The organism is Streptosporangium sp. NPDC001681, from assembly GCF_040298085.1.
Classification (GTDB): Bacteria; Actinomycetota; Actinomycetes; order Streptosporangiales; family Streptosporangiaceae; genus Streptosporangium.
Window position 1 is genome coordinate 14,117 of the sequence record NZ_JBEOZN010000095.1, and the last position, 26,021, is coordinate 40,137.

The 26,021-nt window shown below is 70.5% G+C and carries 20 protein-coding genes and 2 pseudogenes; 13 read left to right on the top strand and 9 right to left on the bottom strand.

Going from position 1 to position 26,021, the window contains the following annotated elements:
• Positions 1-24 precede the first annotated feature (24 nt).
• On the top strand, positions 25-1,281 hold the full coding sequence (locus tag ABT130_RS33270; protein ID WP_350962210.1) for an acetyl-CoA C-acetyltransferase: 1,257 nt from the start codon (positions 25-27) through the stop codon (positions 1,279-1,281).
• 98 nt (positions 1,282-1,379) lie between these two features.
• On the opposite strand, the gene ABT130_RS33275 is transcribed toward ABT130_RS33270, so the two are convergent.
• The 3 genes from ABT130_RS33275 to ABT130_RS33285 form a co-directional block, all read right to left on the bottom strand.
• Positions 1,380-2,180, bottom strand: a complete 801-nt coding sequence (locus tag ABT130_RS33275; protein WP_350962212.1) for an SDR family NAD(P)-dependent oxidoreductase — start codon at positions 2,178-2,180, stop codon at positions 1,380-1,382.
• A 683-nt stretch (positions 2,181-2,863) separates the two neighbouring features.
• The gene (locus ABT130_RS33280) at positions 2,864-3,544 is read right to left on the bottom strand and encodes a TetR/AcrR family transcriptional regulator (protein WP_350962214.1); all 681 of its coding nucleotides are present in this window, start codon (positions 3,542-3,544) and stop codon (positions 2,864-2,866) included.
• Positions 3,544-3,942, bottom strand: coding sequence for a hypothetical protein (locus tag ABT130_RS33285; RefSeq protein ID WP_350962217.1), 399 nt, complete (start codon positions 3,940-3,942; stop codon positions 3,544-3,546). Before ABT130_RS33285 ends, ABT130_RS33280 begins: the two co-directional genes overlap by 1 nt.
• A 399-nt stretch (positions 3,943-4,341) precedes the next feature.
• On the opposite strand from ABT130_RS33285, the gene ABT130_RS33290 reads away from it, so the two are divergent.
• From ABT130_RS33290 to ABT130_RS33300, 3 genes and pseudogenes are all read left to right on the top strand, one after another.
• Positions 4,342-4,962: a TetR/AcrR family transcriptional regulator gene (locus ABT130_RS33290; protein ID WP_350962220.1), complete on the top strand. Its 621-nt coding sequence runs from the start codon at positions 4,342-4,344 to the stop codon at positions 4,960-4,962.
• 125 nt (positions 4,963-5,087) lie between these two features.
• Positions 5,088-5,270: pseudogene (locus tag ABT130_RS33295) on the top strand (flavin reductase); the annotation flags it as partial.
• A gap of 14 nt (positions 5,271-5,284) precedes the next feature.
• Positions 5,285-5,557 (top strand): flavin reductase family protein, encoded by a 273-nt coding sequence (locus ABT130_RS33300; RefSeq protein ID WP_350962223.1) that lies wholly within the window; start codon positions 5,285-5,287, stop codon positions 5,555-5,557.
• Between the two features lie 500 nt (positions 5,558-6,057).
• Here ABT130_RS33300 and ABT130_RS33305 read toward each other — a convergent pair whose 3' ends face one another.
• Positions 6,058-6,294: a hypothetical protein gene (locus ABT130_RS33305; protein WP_350962225.1), complete on the bottom strand. Its 237-nt coding sequence runs from the start codon at positions 6,292-6,294 to the stop codon at positions 6,058-6,060.
• A 42-nt stretch (positions 6,295-6,336) separates the two neighbouring features.
• Here ABT130_RS33305 and ABT130_RS33310 point away from each other — a divergent pair, with 42 nt between their 5' ends.
• From ABT130_RS33310 to ABT130_RS33320, 3 genes are all read left to right on the top strand, one after another.
• A complete protein-coding gene (locus ABT130_RS33310; protein WP_350929635.1) occupies positions 6,337-7,176 on the top strand; it encodes an ABC transporter ATP-binding protein in 840 nt (279 codons plus the stop codon).
• Positions 7,176-8,033 (top strand): ABC transporter permease, encoded by an 858-nt coding sequence (locus ABT130_RS33315; RefSeq protein WP_350929637.1) that lies wholly within the window; start codon positions 7,176-7,178, stop codon positions 8,031-8,033. The genes ABT130_RS33310 and ABT130_RS33315 overlap by 1 nt, the downstream gene beginning before the upstream one ends.
• Positions 8,034-8,179: 146 nt before the next feature.
• The gene (locus ABT130_RS33320; RefSeq protein ID WP_350962227.1) at positions 8,180-8,473 is read left to right on the top strand and encodes a Rossmann-fold NAD(P)-binding domain-containing protein; all 294 of its coding nucleotides are present in this window, start codon (positions 8,180-8,182) and stop codon (positions 8,471-8,473) included.
• 100 nt (positions 8,474-8,573) lie between these two features.
• Here the strand turns inward: ABT130_RS33320 and ABT130_RS33325 are convergent, their stop codons facing one another.
• The 3 genes from ABT130_RS33325 to ABT130_RS33335 all read right to left on the bottom strand — a co-directional run bounded on the left by ABT130_RS33325 (position 8,574) and on the right by ABT130_RS33335 (position 10,597).
• Positions 8,574-8,753: a hypothetical protein gene (locus ABT130_RS33325; RefSeq protein ID WP_350962229.1), complete on the bottom strand. Its 180-nt coding sequence runs from the start codon at positions 8,751-8,753 to the stop codon at positions 8,574-8,576.
• Between the two features lie 840 nt (positions 8,754-9,593).
• On the bottom strand, positions 9,594-10,250 hold the full coding sequence (locus ABT130_RS33330; protein ID WP_350929643.1) for an enoyl-CoA hydratase/isomerase family protein: 657 nt from the start codon (positions 10,248-10,250) through the stop codon (positions 9,594-9,596).
• Complete coding sequence (locus ABT130_RS33335) at positions 10,247-10,597, bottom strand: hypothetical protein (RefSeq protein WP_350962232.1); 351 nt, start codon at positions 10,595-10,597, stop codon at positions 10,247-10,249. Before ABT130_RS33335 ends, ABT130_RS33330 begins: the two co-directional genes overlap by 4 nt.
• A gap of 447 nt (positions 10,598-11,044) precedes the next feature.
• Between ABT130_RS33335 and ABT130_RS33340 the strand changes: the two genes are divergently transcribed.
• From ABT130_RS33340 to ABT130_RS33365, 6 genes and pseudogenes are all read left to right on the top strand, one after another.
• The gene (locus ABT130_RS33340) at positions 11,045-11,824 is read left to right on the top strand and encodes an HpcH/HpaI aldolase family protein (RefSeq protein ID WP_350962235.1); all 780 of its coding nucleotides are present in this window, start codon (positions 11,045-11,047) and stop codon (positions 11,822-11,824) included.
• A gap of 85 nt (positions 11,825-11,909) precedes the next feature.
• The gene (locus tag ABT130_RS33345) at positions 11,910-12,770 is read left to right on the top strand and encodes a hypothetical protein (RefSeq protein ID WP_350962237.1); all 861 of its coding nucleotides are present in this window, start codon (positions 11,910-11,912) and stop codon (positions 12,768-12,770) included.
• A complete protein-coding gene (locus tag ABT130_RS33350; RefSeq protein WP_350962240.1) occupies positions 12,763-13,716 on the top strand; it encodes an LLM class F420-dependent oxidoreductase in 954 nt (317 codons plus the stop codon). The genes ABT130_RS33345 and ABT130_RS33350 overlap by 8 nt, the downstream gene beginning before the upstream one ends.
• Positions 13,717-13,872: 156 nt before the next feature.
• Complete coding sequence (locus tag ABT130_RS33355) at positions 13,873-15,123, top strand: amidohydrolase family protein (RefSeq protein WP_350962242.1); 1,251 nt, start codon at positions 13,873-13,875, stop codon at positions 15,121-15,123.
• 26 nt (positions 15,124-15,149) lie between these two features.
• Positions 15,150-15,350 carry an acyl-CoA dehydrogenase family protein gene (locus ABT130_RS33360; RefSeq protein WP_350962250.1) on the top strand — a complete coding sequence of 67 codons (201 nt, stop codon included), beginning with the start codon at positions 15,150-15,152 and terminating at the stop codon, positions 15,348-15,350.
• A 70-nt stretch (positions 15,351-15,420) separates the two neighbouring features.
• Positions 15,421-15,780: pseudogene (locus ABT130_RS33365) on the top strand (HAD-IC family P-type ATPase); the annotation flags it as partial.
• On the opposite strand, the gene ABT130_RS33370 reads toward ABT130_RS33365, so the two are convergent.
• Positions 15,749-16,531, bottom strand: coding sequence for a 4'-phosphopantetheinyl transferase family protein (locus ABT130_RS33370; RefSeq protein WP_350962245.1), 783 nt, complete (start codon positions 16,529-16,531; stop codon positions 15,749-15,751). The pseudogene ABT130_RS33365 and the gene ABT130_RS33370 sit on opposite strands and share 32 nt — an antisense overlap.
• A 153-nt stretch (positions 16,532-16,684) precedes the next feature.
• Positions 16,685-25,993, bottom strand: a complete 9,309-nt coding sequence (locus ABT130_RS33375) for an SDR family NAD(P)-dependent oxidoreductase (protein WP_350962248.1) — start codon at positions 25,991-25,993, stop codon at positions 16,685-16,687.
• Positions 25,994-26,021: the final 28 nt, after the last annotated feature.

A 26,021-nucleotide genomic window follows, 5' to 3' on the forward strand; every position in this document is an offset into this window, starting at 1 on the left:
GCAGCCTCGAGACGGAGGACAACTATGCCGGACGCCGTAATTGTCGCAGCGACGAGATCCCCCATCGGACGCGCGTTCAAGGGGTCGCTGCGGACGATCCGCCCGGACGAGCTCACCCGCCAGGTAGTGGCCGCCGCCCTGGCGCAGGTACCCGCGCTGCGTCCGGAGACCCTTGACGACCTGCTGCTCGGCTGCGGCCGGCCAGGCGGCGAGCAGGGGTTCAACATGGGCCGCGTCGTGTCCGTGCTGCTCGGCACCGACAGCGTTCCCGCGACGACCGTGACCCGCTACTGCGCGTCCTCTCTGCAGACCACCCGGATGGCGCTGCACGCCATCCGGGCCGGTGAGGGGCACGCGTTCGTCTCCGCGGGGGTCGAGTGCGTGTCCCGCTCCCGCCTCGGCAGCAGCGACAACCCACCCATCGACACCGGCGCCGACCCGTTGGAGCGCACGGTGAACCCCTGGACCAACCCCGTGTTCGCCGAGGCCAAGGCCCGGTCCGCCGCGCGGGCCCGCGACGGCGCCCAGTGGGCCGATCCCCGCATCGCCGGAGAGCTTCCCGACGTCTACCTGGCAATGGGGCAGACGGCCGAGAACGTGGCCGGCTTGTGTGGCGTCAGCCGGCACGATCAGGACGAGTTCGCGGTCCGGTCGCAGAACCTGGCGGAGCGGGCCGCCGACGAAGGCGTGTGGGCGCGGGAGATCACCCCGGTGACCCTGCCGGACGGCTCGGTTGTGACCGACGACGACGGGCCTCGCCGGGGTGTCACCTACGACGGTGTCGCCGCGCTGCCCCCGGTGTTCCGGCCGGGCGGGACCGTCACGGCCGGCAACTGCTGCGCCCTCAACGACGGTGCCGCCGCCGTGGTCGTGACCAGCGACCGCCGCGCCGCCGAGCTGGGCCTCACCCCGCTCGCGCGGATCGTCTCGACCGCGGTCTCGTCGGTGTCCCCCGAGATCATGGGCCTCGGGCCCGTCGAGGCGACCCGCCGTGCCCTCCACCTGGCGGGGCTCACGATCGGGGACATCGACCTCGTCGAGCTGAACGAGGCGTTCGCGGCGCAGGTCCTGGCCTGTCAGCGTGAGCTCGGCATCGACATGGAGCGGCTCAACGTCCGGGGCGGTGCGATCGCGCTCGGCCATCCGTTCGGGATGACCGGGGCGCGGATCACCACGACCCTGGTCAACGCGCTGCAGGCGCGGGACGGGCAGTTCGGGCTCGAGACGATGTGCGTGGGCGGTGGCCAGGGGATGGCCATGGTGATCGAGCGGCTGAGCTGAGAACCGGAAGGGCCCGGGCCGCGGCAGTGCCCCGGCCCGGGCCCTTCCGACAAGACGTGCGAGTGCACGTCGACGAAACCCGTTTCTCTGCTCCTCGATCAGGGTTTGTCCAGCGGCGGCGGCCGCCAGAAACCAGTGGTCATGCCCGCACCGCCGTCGAGCACGACCGTCTGGCCGGTCAGGTAGGAGGCAGCCGCCGAGCTGACGACGACGACCATTGTGGCCACCTCGTCCTGCTCGGCGAACCGCCCGAGCGGGATCGCGCGGGCGAGCTCCTGGTCGGTGTCGCCGTCGCGGGGATTGCGGTCGGTCCGGACGATCCCGGGAGCGACGGTGTTCACCCGGATGCCGTGCGGGCCGAGCTCGACCGCGAGGTTCATCGTGTACGAGTTCAGCGCGGCTTTGGCCGCGCCGTAGGCGGCCTGGCCCGGGAACGGGACCACGCCCGCCAACGAGGAGACGAGCGTGATCGCGCCGCCGCGGCCCCGCGCCCGGGCCGCGGCGGCGAAGGCCGAGCAGAACTCGACGTGGTGCAGGAAGTTGGTCTCCAGGGCCTCGCGCTGCAGCTCGGCCGAGACCTCTGCCGCCGGTGCGGCGGCTCCCCGGCCGACGACGTTGACGAGGATGTCGAGCCCGCCGAGCTGCTCCTCGGACCGCAGCAGGGCGGCCCGCGCCGCTCCCGGCTCTCGCACGTCGGCCCTGATCGCGAGGGCGCTGAGCTTCGCGGCCATGGCGGTGGCCCGCTCGCCGTCGAGGTCGATCAGGGCGAGCCGGACACCGAGACCGGAGAGCATCCGGGCAACGGCGCGCCCGATACCGAACCCGCCCCCGACGACGAGCGCCGCCTTCCCCTCGAGCCCGAGCACCGCACCGACCGGCCCCGCTCCCGCGGCGCTCACCGGTCCCAGGGCAGGCAGAGCCGCTGCCCCAGGCGCAGCAGCGCACCGGCCGGTCAAGCCGGCCCTCCACCTGGCTGCGGACCAGGGACCAGATGTGCTCGTGCAACTGCCCGAACAGGGTGACGAAGACGACCGTCGTGCCCTCGTGTCGTGATGCCCGTGGGCGATCCGGGGGACATTGCCATAGGTGGACCTCCGCGTCGTCGAGCAGACACCCGTCGAGTGGGCACGAATCTACCCGCGACCTCCTCAGAAAGACAACACTATTGTTGAAGATTGCATTCGGTTTTCGTGCCGAGCATAGAAGCGGACTAGAAGCCAGAGAACAGGGGAAGCTGAATCCAAGTCAGCACTATCGTTGATTTGCGTTGCGGACGTTGGTTCGTGTCCCGGCGCGACGGCGGCGCACGACCCCTGGCCCCGGTCTTTCGCCAAGTGTTGATCAAGGCCCGTGTGCGTCGGGTTGATCTTCGTCGGATGGCTGTCTGCGATCGCGGCGTGCGTGGTGGTGGCCCGGCGCGTGGCCGGATTCCTCCAGGGGTGCTCGTCGAGGCTGGGTGCGGGATTCAGGTGGCCGACCACGCCGCGCGCAGCGGTCGTCTCGGCGTCGCCACGGTCACGCAGGGACCCTGCCTCGCCAACACCCGCCTGCGCCGGGTTCCTGGACCGAGACTGCGCGGGAGTTACGGCGTCCGCTGCACGATCCCGCTCAGCACTGTCTCGGTCATGCCGTCGGCAATGTCTTCGGCGCTCAGCGCACCGTCCGGGACGAACCAGCGGGACGTCCAGTTCAGCATGCCCACGACCAGCTTGGCGAACACCTTCGGCGGCAGGGCGAGGTGGAACTCCCCAGACTCAATCCCCTCGCGCACCGTGACCTCGATCAGATCCTCTGCCCGGCGGCCCGAGTCGATGAGATCCTGGTTGAGGTGCGTGTCGATGACCGTCGAGCTCGCCCCTTCTTGAAAGAAGATGTAGAGCTGCGGATAGTGCCGCTCGTAGGCCCGCATGACGGCGCGCATCGACTCCCGCAGCCGGGCCTGCGGGCGCAGGTCGGCCTTGCTGATCTCCTCCAGCCCCGAGACCAGATCGGCGACGCCGTCGTGGATCGCCTCTCGGTAGATCGCGTGCTTGTCGGAGAAGTAGTAGTAGACGGTTGCCCGGTCGAGGTTGGCCTCACGCGCAATGGCTTCGATAGTGGTACCGCCGAGCCCGTTGCGGGCGAGGACGAGACCTGCGGCCTTAAGGATCTTCTCGCGCTTCGCGCCGTACTGGGCGCGGTCCTTGCGCTGCGCCGCCTCCCGTTTCGTGGCCAGCGTGGGGGCCCGCTTGGCAGACCGAGGCCGCCGCGGCTTCTCCTCCATCAACCCCTCCCGTCGCTGGCCTGGACCTGATGCACATGTCTCATGATAGACCGCCGATCTGGCCGGCGCGGTCGGATCGGTGGTGACGCACCGACCGGCCACACGTCGTCGACGGGGCGCCGATAACGGGTCAGGTCCCGCAGCTTTTCCCAGGTCAGTGCTTTTTGGGTCTTGGCCAGTTCCGCGGCAAGCTTCCCGTTCTCCCGCCGCAGCCGCTCGGCCTCCTTCTCGGCCGGGCTCTTGGCGTCTTTACACACCGGCGGTTTGGTCTCCAGCGCCTGCGGCGCCCCGTGATCGCGGGCCAGTCGCCAATCCAGGATGTGGGTGGAGTGCAATCCTTCGCGGCGCAACAGCGCTCCCTTGGCGCCCGGCTCGGTCAGCGCGTCGTACTCGGCCACGGTCCGCAGCTTGTACTCGGCGCCGAACCTGCGCCGCTTGGGCCGCGCGGAACACCGTCGAGCGCCTGATCAACAAGTTGAAGGCTTGGCGAGGCATCGCCAGCGATCATCAAGTTCGCGCCAGAGCCATTCCTCAGCGTCCGCAAGCATCTACTGCGCCGCTTCGGGACAGGCTCTCGCGCTCGCCCGCGCGCGACGCCTGCCGACCGACGAAAATCAACAAACAGGACGCACGAATGTAAACGGTCGGGTTGAATAGAATCACATTCGGCGTCCGTGTGCCGGTGTGGCACACTCGGCCGGGGCGTCGGCCGCGGCGCGGTCGTAAATTGACAGGATGTGGAAACTGTGGAGAAACCAAGGCCATCGAGATCCGTCAAGGATCCGCCAACGCTCGCGATGAAACGTGAAGCGGCGTTGCAACGAGACCGCACCCGCTACGGCGCCAAGCGTGACCAGATCCTCAAGGCCGCCGGGCCCGTCCTGGCCCGCAACGGCCTCAGCGGCACGACGGTCGAGGCCGTCGCGAAGGAGGCGGGCCTCGACCGGGCGACGGTCTACTACTACTTCGCCGACAAGCATGCGATCTTCCGAGAGGCGATCCACGACGGCGTGGCCGAACTGGTCGCAGAACTGGGGGAGGTCGCCGAGAGCAGCGCGCCGCCCAAGGAGCGCCTGCGGGTGGCGATGCGCGCGGTCATGCGTGCCTATGAGCGGCACTATCCGCAGCTTTACATCTTCTTCCAGGAGAACAGCTCGGCGGTCATCGACGGCCACCTCAACCAGGAGGTCGTCCACTCCGGTCGCCGCATGGAGGACCTCATCGAGTCCATCGTGCGCGACGGGATCGACGCGGGGGAGTTCGCGATCACCCTGCCGCCGAAGGTGTTCGCCAAGCTCGTCGTCGGGATGTTGAACTGGACATCACGCTGGTTCGTGCCCGAGGGTGCGCTGACCGCTAATGACATCGCCGACGGGATGACCGAGACCATCCTTGTCGGCATCGTCAAGTCGGGATAGTCAGAGGCGCCCGTCCCCAACAACGGCGACGGCGTGGGCTTGGGCCCGGTCGGCATCCAGCCGTAAACCAAGCTATGTCAACACACATGTTGAAGTGATTGTGACTAATGACCGTCGTCTCGGTCATGGACGCTGTCGCAGCCGCCGTCGCCGCAGTCGACCCCTTGCGCTTCCGGCACGTGCTTGGCCACTTCCCGACCGGAGTCACCGTAATCGCCGCCATCGGCAGCGGTGGTCCGCTCGGTCTCGCCGTCGGCTCGTTCTTCTCGATCTCGCTCGATCCACCGCTCGTCGGGTTCTGCGCGGCGAAGACGTCGACGCCGTGGCCGGGCTCCAGGCGTCGAAGCGGTTCTGTGCCGGCATCCTCGCGGCCGACCAGCGGGCGGCGTATCGCCGGTTCGCCATCTCCGGCGGGCCGAAGTTCGACGGCCTCGATTGGACGTCCGCTACGAGCGGTTCCCCACGCCTCGGCGGAACGCCGGCGTGGGTCGATTGCGACATCGTCGCCGTGCACGACGGCGGCGACCACGAGATCCGCGTCGAACGCGGCAACTGTTCTCTGATCTTCTTCCGCCGCGGCCACGAGATCGCCTGACCGGCTGCGCTTTGCCTGACCGCCCGTCGGTAGGCGCGAGCGCGGGGGTCGGGACGTGCGGTTCGGAGCGGTCAAGCGGTCGGCCGCGCGAGGGTCTCCGGTCGGATCGGCGTCTCAGGCAAGGACGGGGCGGCGGCGCTCTACCGTGATCTCCACATCCACGGTACGCCGAAGGACTGTCTCGAGAAGCTCGAACGGATCACGAAGACGACGGACTGTGGCACGCTGCTCTCCTTCTTCTCGTACTCCGGGATTCCCTTCGCGGACTCGAAGAGGAATGTGCAGCTGTACGCCGATGAGATTCCCGATCGTCCGGTCGCGGTAGTCGGCGGCAGGGTGCACGGAGGTGTCCAAGGGGGCGTTCTGCGGGGGACGTGGCATCAAGGATCTGAATTGGTGAGCATCAGCGTCGGCGCCGTTTCGAGCTACTGGTGGCGCCACGAGCGCCTGGCGGAACGCGTCGTCGTGGCCGACGTGCCGACGCGGTGGGGTCGGTCCGTCTACCACGGCCACCGCTCGCTCTGCTGCGCACACGTTGAGCCGCTGACGAGCCGCTCTTCGGCGGCTGGTGCTCCAGCACGGCGCCGATCGCCGTGGAGATCCTCGGCGATCTGAGCTTCGGCCTCGTGCTCTTCGACGCTGAGCACGGCCACGGGCTGTTCGGCGGGTTCCGGTACGGCTGTTTTTAAACAGCACTGTTGACGCAGCTTTTGGTCGGTGGATATGGTTCCGCTCACGGCCTGACACGCCTTGGTCGACGACGCGGAGGACGCCCCACCATGGTCAGTGCACGAGAACAGTCGACAGTCGGCGCACAGACGCTGTTCGATCATCCGAGGGTCACGATCCAGGGTGTGGGGCGCACGTTCCCCAGCGCCACTGGTGACGTGGTAGCCCTGCAGGAAGTCGACCTCGATATTCCCGACGGCCAGTTCTGCTGCCTGGTCGGCCCATCGGGCTGCGGGAAGACAACGCTGCTCCGCATCCTCGCGGGGCTGGCCAACCCCAGCGTCGGCCGAGCGGTGGTGCGCCACGACGACCCGACCAGGCTGGCGCGGTCGGTGGTGTTCCAGGATTACTCGGTCTTCCCATGGAAGACTGTGCGGGAGAACGTCGAACTACCGATCCGCGCACAAGGGGTTGGACGCCGCGAGGCGCAGGAGATCAGCACAACGTGGTTACGCCGCGTGGGTCTCAGCGGTTTCGAGGAGGCGTGGCCCACTCAGCTCTCCGGTGGCATGCGCCAGCGTGTCGCGATCGCGCGCGCCTTCGCCTGCAACCCCGAGATGCTGCTGATGGACGAGCCGCTTGCCGCGCTGGACGCGCAGATGCGGCTGCTGCTGCAGGAGCAGCTGCTCGCGCTGAGCCAGGAAGAGGCCAAGACGGTCGTCTTCGTGACGCACTCGATCGAGGAGGCGATCCTGCTCGGCGATCGCATCATCGTCATGGGCGCCCGGCCGGGGCGGGTGATCGCCGACGTCGCTGTCCCGTTCGAACGCCCGCGCTCGCCCGCCGAGGTGCGCCAGGAGGAGCGATTCGGGGAGCTGCACGAGCACATCTGGTCCCTGATCCGCAGCCAGGTCGAGGACCAGCTCAGGAAAGACGAGAAGGCAAAGTGATGACGCGAACCTTGGACTCGACCAAACCCACCACCGCAGCGACTGCCAAGCCGATCGTTCTCGTCCCGGGCCGACGTGAGCTGAACCCGGCCCGCGCGGCCCGCATCGATCGGCGGGTCACGAACACGCTTGCCGTGCTCATCCCGCTGCTCCTGATCGGCTCCTGGGAGCTGGCCGCGCAGGTCGGTGCGATCGACGCCCGATTCTTCCCCGCGCCGACCACGATCATCGGTTCCTGGGGCGAAAGCATCGCCGATGGCACGTACTGGACCCACCTCGGCGTGAGTGCGCAGCGCATCGTCCTCGGCTACCTGTTCGGGACGATCCCAGGCATCATCGCCGGCCTGTTGATCGGCCGGGCCCGCTTGGTCGGTAGGGCTCTGGAGCCCACGATCATCGCGCTCTACACCATCCCGAAGCTCGCGATTCTCCCGTTGCTTCTGCTGGTCTTCGGGATCGGCGAAACGCCGAAGCTGGTGCTCATCGGCATCACCACGTTCTGGATTGTGCTGATCAACACCACCGGCGCGCTGGAGGAAGTGCAGATAGCGCACATCGAGGCAGGACGGAGCTTCGGGCTCAGCAAGATCGAGATGATCCGCCACATCGTGCTGCCGTCGGCGGCGCCGCAGATCTTCACGGGGCTGCGGATTGCGGCGGGCATGGCGGTCCTCGCGCTGGTCGGCGCGGAGTTCGTCGCCGCCAAGGCCGGCTTGGGCTACATGATCTGGAACTCGTGGAACATCGGCATCCCGAGCTTCATGTACATCGGAATCATTTCCATCTCGATCCTCGGTGTACTGACCAACACGGTCCTGCGCCTGCTGCAGCGCGCCGCGCTGCCGTGGGACCGCTGAGACGGGTCGACCTGGTCGGCACCGGGATGCCGCTGGTGGGCGTCCCGGTGCCAGATCGATCAACGCTGACGCACTCACGGGTACGGGGCGGGTCCGTCCGGCGGCCGAACACCGCCGGCGCCGCCCCGTGCTCGAAGGAGGACGCGGTGGGACAGCTCGACGGGCGGGTCGTCTTCATCACGGGTGCGGCGCGCGGTCAGGAGCGGCGGGCCGCGGTGAGCTTCGCGGCCGAGGGCACCGACGTGATCGCCGTCGACTCGTGCAGGCCGGTCGAATCCGTCGGCTACGCGATGGCCACCGCCGACGATCTGGACGAGACCGAGAAGCTGGTCCGCGAGCAGGGGCGCGAGATCCTCGCATTCCGCGCCGACGTCCGTGACCAGCCCACGCACCGACGGCATGTGTCAAGTCAAAAGGGACACCGGGGCCGTAACCGCTAATGCTCCGTTCCTACGCGCTGCGAGGAAACCGAGACTGCCGGGTCCGCCCTCCTGATGCCAGGACCGAGGTGGATCTGTACTTCCGGTGAGGAACGTCGCACTAAGCTGCCGCCTCCTTGGGCTGTTGGCCCTGGTCGCTGTCGGGCCTGTTGACCCACGCCACGTCTGGAAGCGTGGGCAGGGAGGGCTTGCGGGTGAACCGCTGCGGGTTCGCCATGCGGAAGACCTCGATCGTCGCACCACGCCGCTCTTGGATGGCCTGCGCCGTACCGATATGCACGCTGAACGGCGTATGCAGGCCGATCCCGGAGTGGTATTGCTCACGGCTGCAACAGCCGAAGAACCTGCGACAGAAACTACGGGCACCGGCGAACGAGCCGAAGACACTGGGAAACACCGGACAGCACCCCACCGTCTTGAACTGTGCTTCCGATTCCCTTTGGCCATACGGTTGCCGTTGCCCATGGGGTGGGGATGTTGAATCCACGCCAGCGGTAGCGGGTGACCTCCACCTTCGGGCACTGGAACAGCTCCACCTTGCCCTCTTGCAGCCGACGACCGGTACGACCGGTCAGGAACCGCCGATAGAGGTCCTTCCAGTTGATCCCGATGTGTCGTTTGCGCAGCCACCGGGTGACCCGCCGCCAGGCGAACAAGACCCGAGTTCACCTTCAGGGCCCTCACCGATGCCCGCAGGCTCCGGGCCGCCCTCGCCGCACCCGGGCATGCCGTGTCGCCATCGTCGGAATCGGCCTGACCATGGACGTCAGCCTGGCCGCGCAACTGGGGTGCCCGCGGACCCGCGCGTCGACACCTTGACTCGAACCACGAATCCGCTGGTCTGCGCAGTCGAGGATCGCACCGCGCTGCCCGAGCCTGGAACAGGCGTGCCGAGCCGGCTGGAGATCGTGAATCGCCCACACGCTTTCCGTGCCGCACGGCGCGCTCTCACGGTCCCGGGCGGAGCGCGGCGATCCGATCTGGACGGAACTGCCGACGTCACCGCCCTCCTCGCCCGCACTCCCCTGACCTCACCTGTGTCCGGGCCCGGCGACTCACGGAAACAGGCCACCAGGTAAGTTGTGGCCCGCGACAGGTATGCGGCCGCGACGCCTTTCGGTCAGAGGAGCTGGAGGCGCTGCTTGATCCGGGCCGCGTCGGCCGCGTCGGCGCTGCCCATAACCTCGACCAATGCGGTCGCCGTTTTCACCGCTTCGCCGCGGCCACAGTGGATGATCCCGGAGCCGGCCAGGCTCATGTCCGCCACGCGATGCAGCTCGCCGCCAAGGCAGATACGGCGCACCCATGCCGGCGGGAGGTGCCGGCGGAGCGGGCCGGGCTCGCTGACCATCCCGTGCCGAACCTCCGGCATGCCGATGCGGGCGGCCTCGGAAAGCACCAGCACATCGGCCACCGCGGCGAGCAGCAGTCCGAACCCGACGGCTGCGCGCTCGACGGCAGCGACCACCGGCGCCGGATGCGATTCGACGGCGGCGAGGCAGCGGACGGCAGCCCGAGTGACCGTTTCGAGTTCCGGGCCGACCTCCGGCTCGCCGCTCGAACCCGCGACGTCCCCCATGTCGAAGCCGGCCGAGAAGATGTCGTTGGCGCCCAGCACCAGCAGCGGGCGCGGATCGTCGCAGTGGGCGCCGATGAGTTCGGTGAGCAGGTCGTACATCGGCACGGTGAACGCGTTGACAGGCGGCCTGTCGACGACCAGGCGCAAATGCCTGGCGTGTTCCTCGATCCGGACGCCCGCGGCGGGCGAATCGCTCACCGCGGCCCGGCCAGCAGCCGGGCCGCACCCGGCGTGTACTTCAGGACGGCCGCCACGTTCGGGAGGCGCCGGTGCCGGGCGAGTTCGTCGCGCTCGGCCCGGCTAAGCCGGTCCGCCGGCTCCGCGGCCCCGACGACGGCGAACCCCACCGACCGCACGACGCAGGCGTGCGCGGCGCGCCGCAGCGTGGTGAGCGCCCCCGGCCGGACCTGGCCCACCGCCTCGACGTCGATCAGCACCGCCTGGGTGTGACAGCCTCCGGCGGCCCGCAGGTACAGCCCGGAGTCGGCCGGCCACGGTAGCCGTGCCCCGGTCACCCGGTGGAACACTCCGGTGACCCGGATCACTCGGAACCTCCGATCGGCACCCCGACCGAAGGGGTGCCAGAGAGCGAGCCCGACGACACTGGCTGCACAGTCCCTCCCGAGGTCATTCCGGCCATCATCGTGACGACGGCCCGCCCTTCATTTCTATCAACATATATGTTGGCTGGACCGTCGTGCAATTAGATCTGATCAACCCGCCGTCCCGGCAGGCACGTGACCAGCCGGCCGGCCGCCTGCCCGGTGCAGGTCCGAGGGCCGCTCCGAAACCTACTCATGCTGGTCTGCCGCAGGGAGCGGAGGCGATCGCCCGGTTCACCGACCGCTGAGCCCGGCTCGGGACCGTCCGCGACGCCGGCGGCTCGGCTGTGACCGGCCACGATGGACCTCTGCCACTTATAAACGTACACGTTGACCGGGTAGTCGCGCGGCGGCTAGCATCGAGGCTCACCAGCGACAGGAGTGCCGGCATTGACAACTCCACAAATTCCCGGACCGCTGCGCCGACGCTGGTCGGCGGGCGAGCCCGCTCTCGGCACGTGGTGCTCCACGGCCGCGCCCGCCGTGGTCGAACTGCTGGCCGAGCCGGACGTCGACTTCGTCCTGCTTGACGCGCAGCACGGACTCTACGGTTTCGACGCCCTCGTGCAGTGCCTGGTGGCGCTGGGGTCACGGCCGGTCGCGCCGGTCGTCCGGATCGCGGCGAACGACGCCGTGCTCATCGGACGGGTCCTTGACGCGGGCGCGCTCGGCGTCGTCGTGCCGATGGTCGAGACGGCGGAGGACGCCCGCCGCGCCGTCCGCGCGTTCCGGTACCCGCCGGCAGGCGAGCGCAGCTTCGGGCCGCTGCGGGCGGGTCGGCTCCTCGGCCGCTCCCCGGAACGGCTCTCGGCCGAGCCGGTCTGCCTGGTGATGGTGGAGTCCGCGCGCGGGGTCGCCAACGTCGAGGAGATCGTCGCCGTCGACGGCGTCGACGGGGTGTTTCTCGGTCCCGCGGACCTGGCCGTCGGGCTCGGGCTGCCACCGACACCGATCCCGGTCCCCGGCCCGCACGCCGATGCGATCGAGCGGGTCCGCAAGGCCTGCCTGGCGGCAGGCGTCCAGGTCGGCATGCCGTGCGCCGACGCCGTGACCGCCCGCGACCTGCTGGCGCAGGGCTACACCGTCCTCACGATCGGCAGCGACGTGCAGTGGCTCGCCGCGGCGGCCGACGCCGCGACGGCTGGTCTGCGCGGGCCGGACGCCGACTGACCTGCGCGGCCTCGGCTGGCCGCGCCCGACCGTACACGAGACCGCGCCGGGACGCCGAGGCGACCCGAGGGAGGAGCAGGAGCAGGTGGAGATCATCCCGACCGAGGAGATCGAGTGGAAGGCGGTCGTCGCCAACGCGCGCGTCGGTGACGTCCGAAGCAAGTACGTGCGCGAAGGCGAGATCCTCCCGGGTGTCGGCTACGCATCGGACTGCTACTGGTATGTCGGCGGCGAGCACGTGTTCACCGCGCCGCGGCACCGGCACGACTTCGAGCAGATCCGGATCTCGATGACCGGTGAGCAGGACTTCGGCCGCGGGCAGGTGACCGAGGAGGGCTGGATCGCCTACTTCCCGGCCGGCGCATACTACGGCCCGGAGCGGATCGACGGGGCGTCGATCTTCCAGATCCAGTGGAGCGACGCCTGGGTCTCCCGCGCGGCACACGACCGGGCGTACGAGGAGCTGAGCCGCACCGGCGAGTTCACCGGCGGCGAGTACTTCTATACCGACGAGAACGGTGAGCGACAGACCAAGGACGGGCTCAATGCGATCTGGGAGCACGTGTTCGGGCGCCCCGCGGCGTCCGCGATCCCGGCTCCCCGCTATCCCGAGCCGATCCTCATGAACCCGGACGCGTTCTCCTACGTCGATGACGGTTCGGGGGTCTCGGCCAAGATTCTCGGTCGGTTCACTGAGCGCGACCTGACGATAACCAAGATCCGCTGGGACGAGCCGGTCGGCTACGTCATGCCCGGGGACCGGACGTACTGCATGTTCACCAACACCGGTGACGTCACGGTCGAGGGTCGTACCTACGGCCGACACACGGTGATCTGGTCGGATCTCGGGGAGTCGGTCAGCGTGGCCGGGGCGCCGGGTACGGAGGCGCTGTGCATCGCGTTCCCACCCGCCCGGTTCGCGCCTGCGGCGGTCGAGCGTGGCTGAGCGGGCGGGCGCGGACGGCCCGGTCTTCGGCTCTACCTACCCGACGGCCGACCTGGGCACCGATCCATCCGTCCTGGCCGCGTGGGCGAGGGGCCTGGAGGAGATCGGGTTCGGTGAGCTCTACGTGCCCGAGCACGTCGTCGGGGTCAACGCCGAGGTCAGGGCCGACTGGCGGCCACTCAACCCGCACACACTGCAGGCCGACAAGCCGATCTACGACCACCGCAACCCGTTCCTCGAGCCGCTGGTGGCGATGGGATTCCTGGCCGGGGTAACTCACTCGATCACGCTGATGAGCGGCGTGCTCGTGGCCCCGCAGCGCCAGACCGCGCTGCTGGCCAAGCAGGCCGCGATCGCGGACGTACTGAGCGGCGGCCGGATCCGGCTGGGCATCGGCGTCGGCTGGAACGACGCGGAGTTCGCCGCGCTCGGGGCGGACTTCCGGACCCGGGGCAGGCGGATGGACGAGCAGATCGCCCTGCTGCGACGGCTGTGGACCGAGGAGACGGTCTCTGCGCAGGGCCGGTGGGACAACTTGGACGCGGTCGGGATCTGCCCGCTGCCGGTGCAGCGGCCGATCCCGCTCGTCGTGGGCGGGGACTCCGACGCGGCCCTGGATCGGGCTGCCGCCCGCGGGGACGGCTGGTTCCTCACGCACACGGCGGCGGAGTCGGTCGACCGGACCAAGCGTTTCTGGGACCGGGTGGACGAGCTCGGTAGGCGCGCGGGGATGTCGCTGGTCGGCACGCTCTACCAGGGCGACCGCGAGCCCGAGGCGATGCTCGACGAGGTCGCCGCCTGGGTCGAGCTGGGGGCTACCCATCTCAACATTCGGACCGCCAGCTACCCCGCGCAGTGGACGCCGGGGCAGCACGGCCGCAAGACCGACGTCGCCGAGCACATCGACGCCCTGCGGCGGTTGCGTACGGCGTGGCTTGCCCGCTGAGCGGGCGACGCCCATTTTCAACGCTACTGTTGACGATGGGTGTGGTCCGGCCTATGCTCGCTTCCACGAAATGCCGTCGTCGTTGGCCGGCACCACCGGCGGAACGACGGGCCACAAGATCGGCCGGTGATCGGCCCAGTGCAGTGAGGAGTTGACATGACCGAGTTGTCCGCGGCGACGCTGGCCCTTCTGGACCAGACGCTGGACGTCGACGCCCACGAGATGACGCCGTCACACCTGTGGGGCGAGGTGTTCGGAGAGGCTGCGGCGCGCATCTCCGAGCTGGCCCTGCCGGTGTTGAAGAAGACCGGTGCGAACGACTTCTACAATCCGACGCTGGCCGCTGACGTCGAGGAGATCACCGACGAGAACGTGTGGAACATTCGGGGCAGCCGGGCCCCGGGCGCGTTCGACATGTCGCGTCGGGTCGCGGTGATGGACGTGATGGGCGTGGCCCGTCAGTTCGTGTTCCCGAGCTTCGCGTTGTTCGCCAACCACCTCTACACGGGCACAGAAGCAACGCACCGCGACCGGTACCAGCTGACGCTCCCGGAGGCGGAGATCCGCGCGCTGGGGCTTGCCGGGATCAACGAGTACAACGAGTGGGTCGTTCGTCAGTCGCAGGTCGAACCGGAGCGCATTCGCCCGGTCGCCTATATCTCCCCCGGGGACTCGCCGGAAGAGCTCTACGAGCAGACCGAGGCGCTGCTGGACCGCGGTGTGCTGGCGATCAACCTGCCTGCGGGCCACCCCCCGGGCGGACGCTCGCCGGCCAGCCCGGAGCTCGACCCGTACTGGGAGATGCTGGACCGGCGCAACATCGCGGTGCTGGTGCACGTCGGCGGCGAGTGGGGCTTCCTCAAGTCGGCGGAGTGGGGCCGGGCGCCGGCGTTCAAGCCGGGCAAGGTGGAGAGCAACGAGCTGGGCTCCGAGCCGTTCTCGTTCGCCACGATGCAGCTCCCGATCTGCAACTATCTGGCTGCGATGACGATGGGGGGTGTGTTCGAGCGGCACCCGGGGCTGCGCTTCGGAGCGATCGAGATCGGCGCGGGGTGGCTGGGCCCGTGGGCGGAGAACCTCGACATGTGGGCGCGGGATGTCTACGCGACCCGGATGAAGCCGTTCATCTCGAAGCTGCCATCCGAGTACATCGCCTCGAACGTGCGGGTCAACCCGTTCAACAACATCGAGCCGCTCGACAAGTACATCGCCAAGTACCCGAATCTGCGTAGCAGCTACTGCTTCTCGACCGACTACCCGCACATCGAGGGCGGTAAGGACGTCAAGCGCAAGTTCATCGACCTGCTCGCCCCGCTCGGGGAAGAGGTCATCCAGGATGTCTTCGTCAAGAACTGCGAGCTGCTGCTCCCGCCGCTCGACGAGATCCGCAAGCAGGACGCGGTGTGACGCTGTTGTCGCGGGAGCAGTAGGACCTGCGTGACCTTGCTGCTCGCCTCGCCGCCGACCGCTACGCACCGCGGGCCGGAGAATGGGACGAGGCGGCGCCGCCGCTCCCCGTCGAGGAGCGGCGGCGGCTCGCCAAGCTCGGCCTGCTCGGGCTTTCGTTACCTCCCGCTACAAGGAACGCCCCAACGACGGCAGCCCCGACCACAGCCGCCCCGTCACCGGCCTGACCATCACCCTCCTGCCGCCCCCGAGACGAGCGGCCCATCACCCCGGCCGACCGCCGCAGACGACAACAGGCCCTGGCTCGCCCGGGACATCGCGCGGCGGCTGGGCATCGATACCGTGATCGCCGAGGTCCTGCCTGGCGACAAGGCGGCCAAGATCGCTGAGCTGCAGGCCGGTGGCCGCGAGGTCGCCATGGTCGGCGACGGCGTCAACGACGCCCCCGCGCTCGCCCAGGCCGACCTGGGGATCGTCATCGGCGCCGGCACGGATGTGGCCATCGAGACCGCCGACGTGGTGCTCATGCGCTCCGACCCACTGGACGTGCCCGCCGCACTGCGCATCGGCCGCGCCACCCTGCGCAGGATGCGGCAGAACCGGTCCTACCTGTGCTCCACAGCCGTTACTGCTCAGAGGCGGATCCTCCGCCGCTAGGTGACCCTGAGCAAGGGGGATCCCGGTCCTCCGAGGACTCCACCACGTCCGAGGTTCCCAGGGTGTCCCAAGCGTCCGAGGGGGCGGCCACGACCGCGATGGCCGTGACCACGAGACCCCGGCCCACCAGCCAGCGGCCGGAGAACTCCTTCACCTCGCCGCCGTCACTCAGCCTCGGCCCCTCGCCCAGCAGGCGTGCCTGGAAACCACCCCGGACCGGATCGAAGGTGATCGACGTCTCGCTGAAGTCGAGGCGTGGCTCCCGCCGCGGGGCCAGGGGGAACCACGCCTTGTAGACGGACTCCTTGGCGCTGAACAGCAGCCGGTCCCACCTCACCGACGAGTCGCGCCGCAGGAGATCCGTCACCCAGCGCAGTTCCTCGTCAACCGTGATGGCCTCCAGAATGCCGGAGGGCAGCGGTTTGTTCGGCTCGGCGTCGATCCCGAGGGTCGTGATGTCACTGGACCGGGCGACGGCGGCGGCACGGTATCCGGCGCAGTGGGTGATGCTGCCGACAACGCCCGGGGGCCAGACCGGCGCGCCCTTCACACCAGGCACCACGGGCACCAGCGGGTAACCCAGACGCCTCAGGGCCTCGCGGGCGCACCAGCGCGCCGTGGTGAACTCGCGGCGGCGCTTCTCCACCGCCCCGCCGATCACGGCCTCCTCGGCGAGGAACAGGGCGCATGGCCGCGAGTCGTCGAACGCCTCCGATGACATGATCTCGCCGGGCAGTAGAGCCTCGATCATGGCGTGAGTTCGGAGGCCGGTACGACCGACCGTGCCGGACGGGGGGTCCCACCCCGATTCTCGGCGCAGGCGACATGCAGGGCGCTCACCGCGAGCAGCTTTCGCGCCTTCATGATGTGGTCAACTCCCGCATGATCCGGAATGGTGATGAATTCACGACAGGCCGAGCTCGTTGTCGAGGATCTCGAACATCTCGCTGTCCGTGGCCGAATCGAGGTCGAACTCCGTGTCGCCGGAATCGTGCGACAGCGCCGCCCATTTGGTCTTCAGAACGTCCAGCCGCGCCGCGACCTGCTTGTGCACATCGATGTCGACGGTCATCTCGCCGAATGCCTTCTCCAGTTTCGCGAGCTCGGCCAGGAGCGCCGCGGACCCCGTCGGCTCGGTCAGGCCGAGCCGGTCAAGCAGGTGGTCCGCGAGAGCGAGCGGCGTGGGGTGGTCGAACACCAGGGTGACCGGCAGGCGCAGCCCGGTGGCGCCGTTCAACCGGTTGCGCAGCTCGACGGCGGTGAGCGAGTCGAAGCCCAGCTCCTTGAGGGCCCGGTCCGGTTCGACGGAGTCGGCTCGGGCATGCCCGAGCACGCCCGCCACCTGGGCGCGCACGAGATCCAGGAGCACCTCGGCGCGCTCGGCGGCACCGAGAGCGGTCAGACTGCGCACCAGGGTGTCCGGTTCCTGTTGCCGTCCGCCCGTGGCCGTACGGCGCCTGGCGGACACCAGGCCCCGCAGCAGCGGCGGGATGTCCTCACGCGCCCGCAGCGCCGGCAGATCGAGCCGGACCGGCGCCAGCACCGGGCGGTCCACGGCGACGGCCGCGTCGAACAGCCAAAGCCCCTGCTTCACCGACAGCGGGCGAATACCCGCGCGCGCCATCCGCCGCCGATCGGTGTCGTCAAGCCCGCCGGTCATGCCACCGGTCATCCCGGTGTCCTGCGCCCAGGGCCCCCAGGCCAGCGACATCGCGGGCAGCCCGGCGGCCCGCCGGTGGTGGGCCAGACCGTCGAGGAAGGCGTTGGCCGCGGCGTAGTTGCCCTGCCCCGCACCGCCGGCCAGGCCGGCCACCGACGAGAAGAGCACGAACGCGGCGAGATCCATGCCCTGGGTGAGCTCGTGCAGGTACCAGGCGGCACCCGCCTTGGGCAACAGCGCGGTGTCCAGCCGCTCAGGCCGCAGGGAGGGAATCGTCGCGTCGTCCAGCACCCCCGCCGCGTGAACGACCGCGGTCAGCGGATGCTCGGCGGGTACGGCGGCCAGCAGGCCGGCGAGCGCGTCCCGGTCGGACACGTCGCAGGTGGCGATGGTGACCTCGGCACCGCAGGCGGCCAGCTCGGCCCGCAGCGCGGGGGCGCCCGGCGCCGCCGGCCCCCGGCGACCTGCCAGCAGCAGACGCCGTACCCCGTGCTCACTCACCAGATGCCGCGCCACCTCGACGCCGAGACCGCCCGTACCACCGGTGATCAGCACCGTGCCCTCGGGGTCCCACCGCCGTACGGTGTCCTCGTCCGGTGCCACCGGCGCCACCGGTGCCAGGCGCGCCACGCTCAGCACCCCGTCGCGCACCGCGACCTGCGGCTCACCACAGGCCAACACCGCCGACAGCAGCGCCCTGGACGGCTCCCCCGGCACATCGAGATCGACGAGCACGAACCGGCCGGGGTCCTCCGCCTGCGCGGCACGGACCAGGCCCCACACGGCGGCCCCCGGCAGGTCGATCAGGCGGTCGTGGTCCGGGTCGTGGTCTGGGACGGTGACCGCGCCGCGCGTCACCACGATGAGGGGGGTGTCACCGAACCGGTCTTCCGCGAGCCAGCGCTGCAGGAGGTCCAGAACGCGGGCGGTGGACTCGCGCATCGCGGCGACGACATCCGTGGAACGGGCGGAGTCCGCGGTGAGGAACGAGCCCGCGGACACGGCCACGGCACGCGGCGCACCGTCCCGCACCGCGTCCGGCGCCCCTGCCGGCAGGGCGGCGAGCAGGCCGTCCAGTGCGGCGAGGTCCCCGGTCAGCACCGCCACGTCCAGCTCCGCGACGGAGACCGGCTCCTCGGGCAGAGGTGTCCACTCCAGCTGGAACAGCGCGTCCCGTGGCGCTCGGCGGTCACCGCCGGCGGCCGGTCCGCCGGGCGACGCCGGACGCGACACCAGCGACTCGGCGGTGAGCACGGGCGCTCCCGCCATGTCCACCGCGGTCACCGACACCGCGTCCGCGCCGGTCCTGGTCACGCGCACGCGCAGTATCGTCGCGCCGCCGGCGTGCAGGTGCACCCCGCCCCACGCGAACGGCAGGCGTCCCGCCTCAGGCTCGGCCGCCTCCAGGAACGGCACCGCGTGCAAGGCGGCGTCCAGCAGCGCCGGGTGCACGCCGTACGAGCCGGCGTCGCCGACCTGCTCCGGCAGGGCGATCTCCGCGAACACCTCATCGTCGCGCCGCCAGACCGCGCGCAGCCCCTGGAACACCGGCCCGTAGGCGAACCCGCCTTCGGCGAACCGGTCGTAGAGGCCGTCCAGCTCGACGGCGGACGCCCCCCGCGGCGGCCACACCTCGGTGTCGAACGCCTGGCCCCGGCCCGCGGCCGCGCGGCCGCCGTCGGAGAGAACACCGGTCGCATGCCGCACCCATGGCTCGTCATCGGCGGCGTCGGCGGGCCGCGCGTAGACGCCGAGCTCGCGGTAGCCCGACGCGTCGGGCGCGCCTACCGACACCTGTACGGCCATCGCGTCCCGCTCGCCGAGCACGAGCGGGGCGGCCATGGTGAGCTCCTCCACCCGGTCGCACCCGGCCTGGTCTCCGGCCCGGATGGCGAGTTCCAGCAACCCCGCGCCGGGGAAGACCACTGTCCCGCCCACGGCGTGGTCCGCGAGCCACGGGTGCGACCGCAGCGAGAGACGGCCGGTGAGCACGACGCCGTCCGCCCCGGCCAGCTCCACCGCCGCCCCCAGCAGCGGGTGCGCCGCCGCCGCAAGCCCGAGATCCCGGGCGTCCCCGACCCGCCGCCCACTCGGCCAGAACCATCGATGCTGGAAGGCGTACGTCGGCAGATCCACCCGGCGGGCACCGGCGAACGCGGTCCTGAACACGGCCGGCCAGTCCACCGCGACACCGTGCGCGTGCAACCTCGCCACCGCCGTCATGATCGCGGTCTGCTCGTCGCGGTCCCTGCGTAGCGCCGGGACAAGCACCGCGCCCACTTGCGGCCCGGACTGCCCTGGGTGCCTGGCGGCCTCGCCCGAGACGACGTCCTCGGCCATCGCCGTCAGCACCCCGTCGGGTCCCAGTTCGAGGTACGCGGTGACCCCTTGCCTTTGCAGCGTCTCCACGCCGTCGGCGAACCTGACCGCGCGCCGTACCTGCTCCACCCAGTAGTCCGGCGAGCACAACTCCTCGGCCGATGCCGGCTCGCCGGTCACGGTCGAGACCACCGGAATCCGCGGCGGTGCGAAGACCAGGCCCTCGGCCACCCGCCGGTACTCCGCCAGCATCGGCTCCATCAGCGGCGAATGGAACGCGTGGCTCACCCTCAGCCGCGTCGTCTTGCGTCCTTCGGCCTCCAACCGGGCGGCGATCCGGACCACCGGTCCCTCGGCACCCGCGATCACCAACGAAGCGGGACCGTTCACCGATGCGATGGAAACCTCGTTCTCGTGCCCGGCGAGAAGCGGCAGTACCTCCTGTTCCGGAGCCTGGACGGCGACCATCGCCCCGCCCGGCGGCAGCTCCTGCATCAGCCGGGCACGCGCCGCCACCAGCCGGCACGCGTCCTGGAGCGGCAGCACGCCGGCCACGTGCGCGGCCGTGATCTCGCCGATCGAATGCCCGGACAGGAAATCCGGCTTGACGCCCCAGGACTCCACCAGCCGGAACAGCGCCACCTCCAGCGCGAACAGCGCCGGCTGGGTGTATCCGGTCTGGTCCAGCAGTTCGGTGTCGCCGAACATCACCTCACGCAGCGGGTGGTCCAGCTCGGGATCCAGGTGGGCGAGCACGGCGTCGAGGGCACCGGCGAACACCGGGAACCGCTCGTACAACCCCCGGCCCATTCCGGCCCGTTGAGCACCCTGCCCGGTGAACAGCAGCGCGAGCCTGCCCGGCCGCGTGCCACGTCCGTGGACCACTCCGGGCGCCGAATGCCCGTCCACCACCGCCGTCAGGCTCGCCGGCAGCTCGTCCCGGTCACCGGCCAGCACCACCGCCCGATGCTCGAACGCCGAGCGGGTCGTCGCCAGCGAGAAGCCGATGTCCACCGGGGAGGCGTCCAGATCGTCCTGGACCCGCGACAGCAGGCGTGCCGCCTGGGCCCGCAGCGCGTCACTCGTCTTCCCCGAGAGCAACAGGGGAACCGCACCCGGCACGACGCCTGGCGCCGAGCCGGTTCCCGCATCCGTGGTCGGCGGCACCTGCTCGAGGATCACGTGTGCGTTGGTCCCGCTGATGCCGAACGACGACACCCCGGCCCGCCGCGGCCGTCCGATCTCCGACCACGGGCGGTGCTCGGTGAGCAGCTCCACCGCGCCCTGGTTCCAGTCCACGTGCGACGAGGCCGCGTCCACGTGCAGCGTGCCCGGCAGCACTTCGTGGCGCATCGCCATGACCATCTTGATCACACCGGCGACGCCCGCGGCCGCCTGGGTGTGGCCGATGTTCGACTTGATCGACCCCAGCAGCAGCGGCCGATCCTCTGGCCGATCCTGCCCGTAGGTCGCCAGCAACGCCTGCGCCTCGATCGGGTCACCCAGTCTCGTCCCGGTCCCGTGACCCTCCACCACGTCCACGTCCGCCGGGGCCAGCCCGGCGCCGGCCAGTGCCTGGCGGATCACCCGCTGCTGCGAGGGACCGTTCGGCGCGGTCAACCCGTTGGAGGCGCCGTCCTGGTTCACCGCCGACCCGCGCACCACGGCCAGAACCTGGTGGCCGTTGCGCCGCGCGTCGGACAGGCGTTCCAGCACCAGCATCCCGACCCCCTCGGACCAGCCGACACCGTCGGCGGCCTCGGAGAAGGACTTGCACCGGCCGTCGCCGGCCAGCCCGTCCTGAGCACTGAAGTTGATGAACGCCCCCGGGGTGGCCATCACGGTCACCCCACCGGCCAGCGCCAGCGAGCACTCACCCGAGCGCAGCGCCTGCGCGGCCAGGTGCATCGCCACCAGTGAGGAGGAGCACGCGGTGTCCACCGTCACCGCCGGCCCTTCCAGGCCGAGCGTGTAGGACAGCCGTCCGGACACGACGCTGCCGGCCGTGCCGGTGCCCATGAAGCTCACCACGTCCGGCGGGAACTCGGCGCTCGTCGCGTAGTCGTGGTACATCACCCCGGCGAACACGCCCGTGTGGCTGCCCCGCAGCGAGAGCGGGTCGATCCCGGCCCGCTCGACCGCCTCCCAGGACACCTCAAGAAGGAGCCGCTGCTGCGGGTCCATCGCCAGCGCCTCGCGGGGCGAGATGCCGAAGAAGCCTGGGTCGAAATCCCCCGCGTCGTGCAGGAACCCGCCTTCGCGGACGTAGCTGGTGCCCCGGCGCTCGCGGTCGGGATCGTACAGCGACTCCAGATCCCAGCCACGAGAGGCCGGGAACGCCGAGATCGCGTCCGTACCTTCCGCGACCAGCCGCCACAGATCCTCGGGAGAGGTCACTCCGCCCGGGTACCGGCACGCCATCGACACGATCACCACGGGATCGTCACCGGCCGATGTGACCGGCTGCGCGACCGTCCGCGCGACCGCCGAGCCGCCGTGCTCGCCCAGCAACTCCGCCAGGAGGAAGTCCGCCAGCGCCGTGACGTTCGGGTAGTCGAACACCAACGTCGCGGGCAGGCGCAGGCCGGTGGCCGCGGACAGCCGGTTGCGCACCTCGACGGCTGTCAGCGAGTCGAAGCCCATGCTCTGGAAGCTGCTCAGCGGCTCGATCGCGTCGCCGTCCGCGTGGCCCAGCACCAAGGCGATCTGGTCGCGGGCCAGCTCCAGCAGGGCGGCCGTCCGCTCGCCTGCCCCGAGCGGCGCGATGCGATCGGCGAGTGCGGTCGCCGCTGCGACCGTCGCCTGCCGGCGGGCCGACGACCGGATCAGCCCTTGGAGCAGGAGTGGGACGTCCTGGCCGGTACGGAATGCCGCCAAATCCAGGCGCGCGGGCACCAAGGCCGGTTCGTCGCCCGTGACCGCCACGTCGAACAGCGCCAGACCGTGATCCGGAGACAGCGGGAGCATTCCGCGCCTGGCGAGCCTGCCCATCTCGGCCTCGCTCAGGGCGCTGGTCATGCCACCGGCCTGGGCCCACGGACCCCATCCCAGTGAGAGCCCCGGCAGGCCCTCGGCCCGGCGGCGCCGGGCGAGCGCGTCCAGGAAGGCGTTCGCCGCCGCGTAGTTGGCCTGGCCCGCCGTCCCGAACGTCCCCGCCACCGACGAGAACAGCACGAATGCGGACAGATTCTCGTCTCGGGTCAGCTCGTGGAGATGCCAGGCCGCATCCACCTTGGGGCGGAACACCCTCTCCAGGCTCTGCGACGTCAATGTGCCGATCACACCGTCGTCCAGCACGCCCGCGGTGTGCACCACCGCGGTCAGCGGGTGCTCGGCGGCTATCCCGGCCAGCAGACCGGCGACAGCATCGCGATCCGCCAGATCGCATGCCACGACGATCACGCGAGCGCCGAGCCCGGTAAGCTCCGCCACCAGCTCGCCGGCACCCTCCGCCCGGTCACCGCGACGGCTCACCAGCGTCAGGTGCCTGATGCCGTGCACGGTCACCAGGTGGCGGGCCAGCATGCCGCCCAGGCCGCCGGTGCCGCCGGTGATCAGCACCGTGCCCTCGGGATCCCAGGCCAGGCCCGGTGGCTCAGCGGGCGGGAAGACCCGGGCCAGCCGACCGGCCAGCACGGCACCATCCCGGATCACCAGCTGCGGCTCGGCGGCGGCCAGGGCCGGCGGCAGCGCGGCGATCGAGGCCACCGACGCGCCCACGTGGTCAAGGTCGAGGTCGACCAGTACAAACCGGCCTGGGTGCTCCGCCTCGGCGGCGCGCACGAGCCCCCACACCGTCGCCGCCACCACGTCATCGCCGTCCACCGCGCCCCGGGTGAGGAACGCCAGCCGCGAACCGGCGAACCGCTCGTCGGCGAGCCAGGATCGCATCAGGTCCAGCACGGACGACGCCAGACCGTGCGCGGCCGCCGGCACCCCGTCGCCCGAGCCTCCGGCCACCGGTACCAGCACCGTGCGCGGCACGAGAACACCGCCGTCGTACGCCTCTCCCAGCGACCGCAGATCGGCACCTGTCCCGACAGGACCGCCCATGGCGTCGGCAAGAGCTTCGGCGAGACCCCACTCGTCCGGACCCACTACTGCCAGAGTGCTCGGCGACACCGCGGATACCGGCGAGGCCGGGGCGACCAACGGGACCCAGTTCAGCCGGAACAGGGAATCCCTTCCGATTGCTCGCGAGCCGGTGGCCTGCTCGTCCGAAAGGACTCGCAGGGTCAGCGACCTGATCGAGGCCACGGGACCGCCCGCGCCGGCGATCGCGATCGACATCGCGTCCGGTCCGGCCCAGGACAACCGCACCCGGACCGCCGATGCCCCCGCCGCGTGCAAGGACACGCCCTCCCACGCGAAGGGCACCTTACGCCGGGCGTCCTCGCTCTGGTCGAGGAGCAGGCACAGGTGCAGCACCGCGTCCAGCAGCGCCGGATGCATACCGAACGCCCCCGCCTCGGCCACGTCCTGCTCGGGCAGACCGATTTCGGCGTACATATCCGAGTCGCATCGCCAGGCCGCGGTCAGGCCGCGGAACGCCGGCCCGTAGTCGAAGCCGTCCGCCGCCCGCCCCTCGTAGAAGCCTTCCAACGAGATCGGCGTCGCACCGGCCGGTGGCCACACCGTCGTGTCGAACGGCGGTGCGGTAAGGGGCTCGTCGACTGCCAGGAGACCGCCCGCGTGTCGTGTCCAGGGGCGCTCCTCCTCGCCTTCCGGCCGCGCGTGCACGCTCAGCGGCCGGTGTCCCCTCTCGTCGGGCTCGCCCAGCCGCACCTGTACCTGGACACCACCCTGTTCGGGCAGCGTCAACGGCGCGGCCAGGGTCAGCTCGTCCACTCGCGCGCAGCCGACCTCGTCACCGGCCCGGATCGCCAGTTCCAGGAACGCCGTCGCCGGTACCACCACCCGGCCCGACACCACGTGATCGGCCAGCCACGGCTGGGAACGCACCGACAACCGGCCGGTGAAGAGCACCTCGTCGCCGCCCGCCAGCTCAACGGCGGCTCCCAGCAAGGGATGGTCCGGCGCTCCGAGCCCGGCGTCGGTCACATCGCCGACGCGGGAGAGCGAAGGCCTCGGCCAGAAACGCCGGTGCTGGAAGGCGTAGGTGGGCAGCTCCACCCGGCGGGCGCCGGGGAACACCGCACACCAGTCCACCGGCACCCCGCGTACGTGCAGGGCGGCCAGCGCCGTCATCACCGTGTTCTGCTCGTCCCGGTCCCCGCGCAGCACCGGCACCAGCAGCATGTCCGGATCCGCCACCGCCTCGGCGTCTGTCAGGACGTCCTGCGCCATGGCGGTCAGTACGCCGTCGGGGCCCAGTTCCAGATAGGCCCGCACTCCCTGAGCGTGCAGCGTCCGGACACCGTCGGCGAAGCGGACCGCGCCCCGCACCTGCTCCACCCAATAATCCGGCGAGCACACCTGCTCGGCCGTGGCCGCTTCCCCAGTCAGGGTGGACACCACCGGAATACGCGGCGCGTGGTAGGTCAACCCGCCCGCCACCGCTCGGAAGTCCTCCAGCATCGGATCCATCAACGGCGAATGGAACGCGTGCGACACCCGCAACCGCCGGGTCTTGACCCCACGCTCCTCCAGCGCGGCGGCCACCTCCAGCACCGCCTCCTCGGTGCCGGAGATCACCACCGAGGCCGGACCGTTGACCGCCGCGACCGACACCTCCTTCTCACGCCCGACCAGCAGCTCGGCGACCTCCTCCTCGGAAGCCCGCACCGCGACCATCGCCCCACCGGCAGGTAGCGCCTGCATCAACCGCGCCCGCGCCGCCACCAGCGCACACGCATCCTTCAGGGACAGCACCCCGGCCACATGCGCCGCGGTGATCTCCCCGATCGAGTGGCCTGCCAGCACATTCGGCCGCACTCCCCACGAGGAGACCAGCCGGAACAGCGCCGTCTCCACCGCGAACAGGGCCGGCTGCGCCCACCCCGTCTGATCCAGCGCCTCCGCCTCGGCCGACCCCGGCTCGGCGAACAGCACCTCCCGCAGCGACCCGTCGAGCAGCGGATCCAGCTCGGCGATCACCTCGTCCAACGCCTGCGCGAACACCGGGAACCGGTCATACAGCTCCCGGCCCATCCCGGCCCGCTGGCTGCCCTGACCGGTGAACAGGAACGCGAGCTCCGGCTCCACCCCGGCCACCCCGCGCACCACACCGGCACCGGGGCGCTCGTCGGCCAGCGCACCCAACCCGGCCAGCACACCCTCACGATCAGCCGCGACCACCACC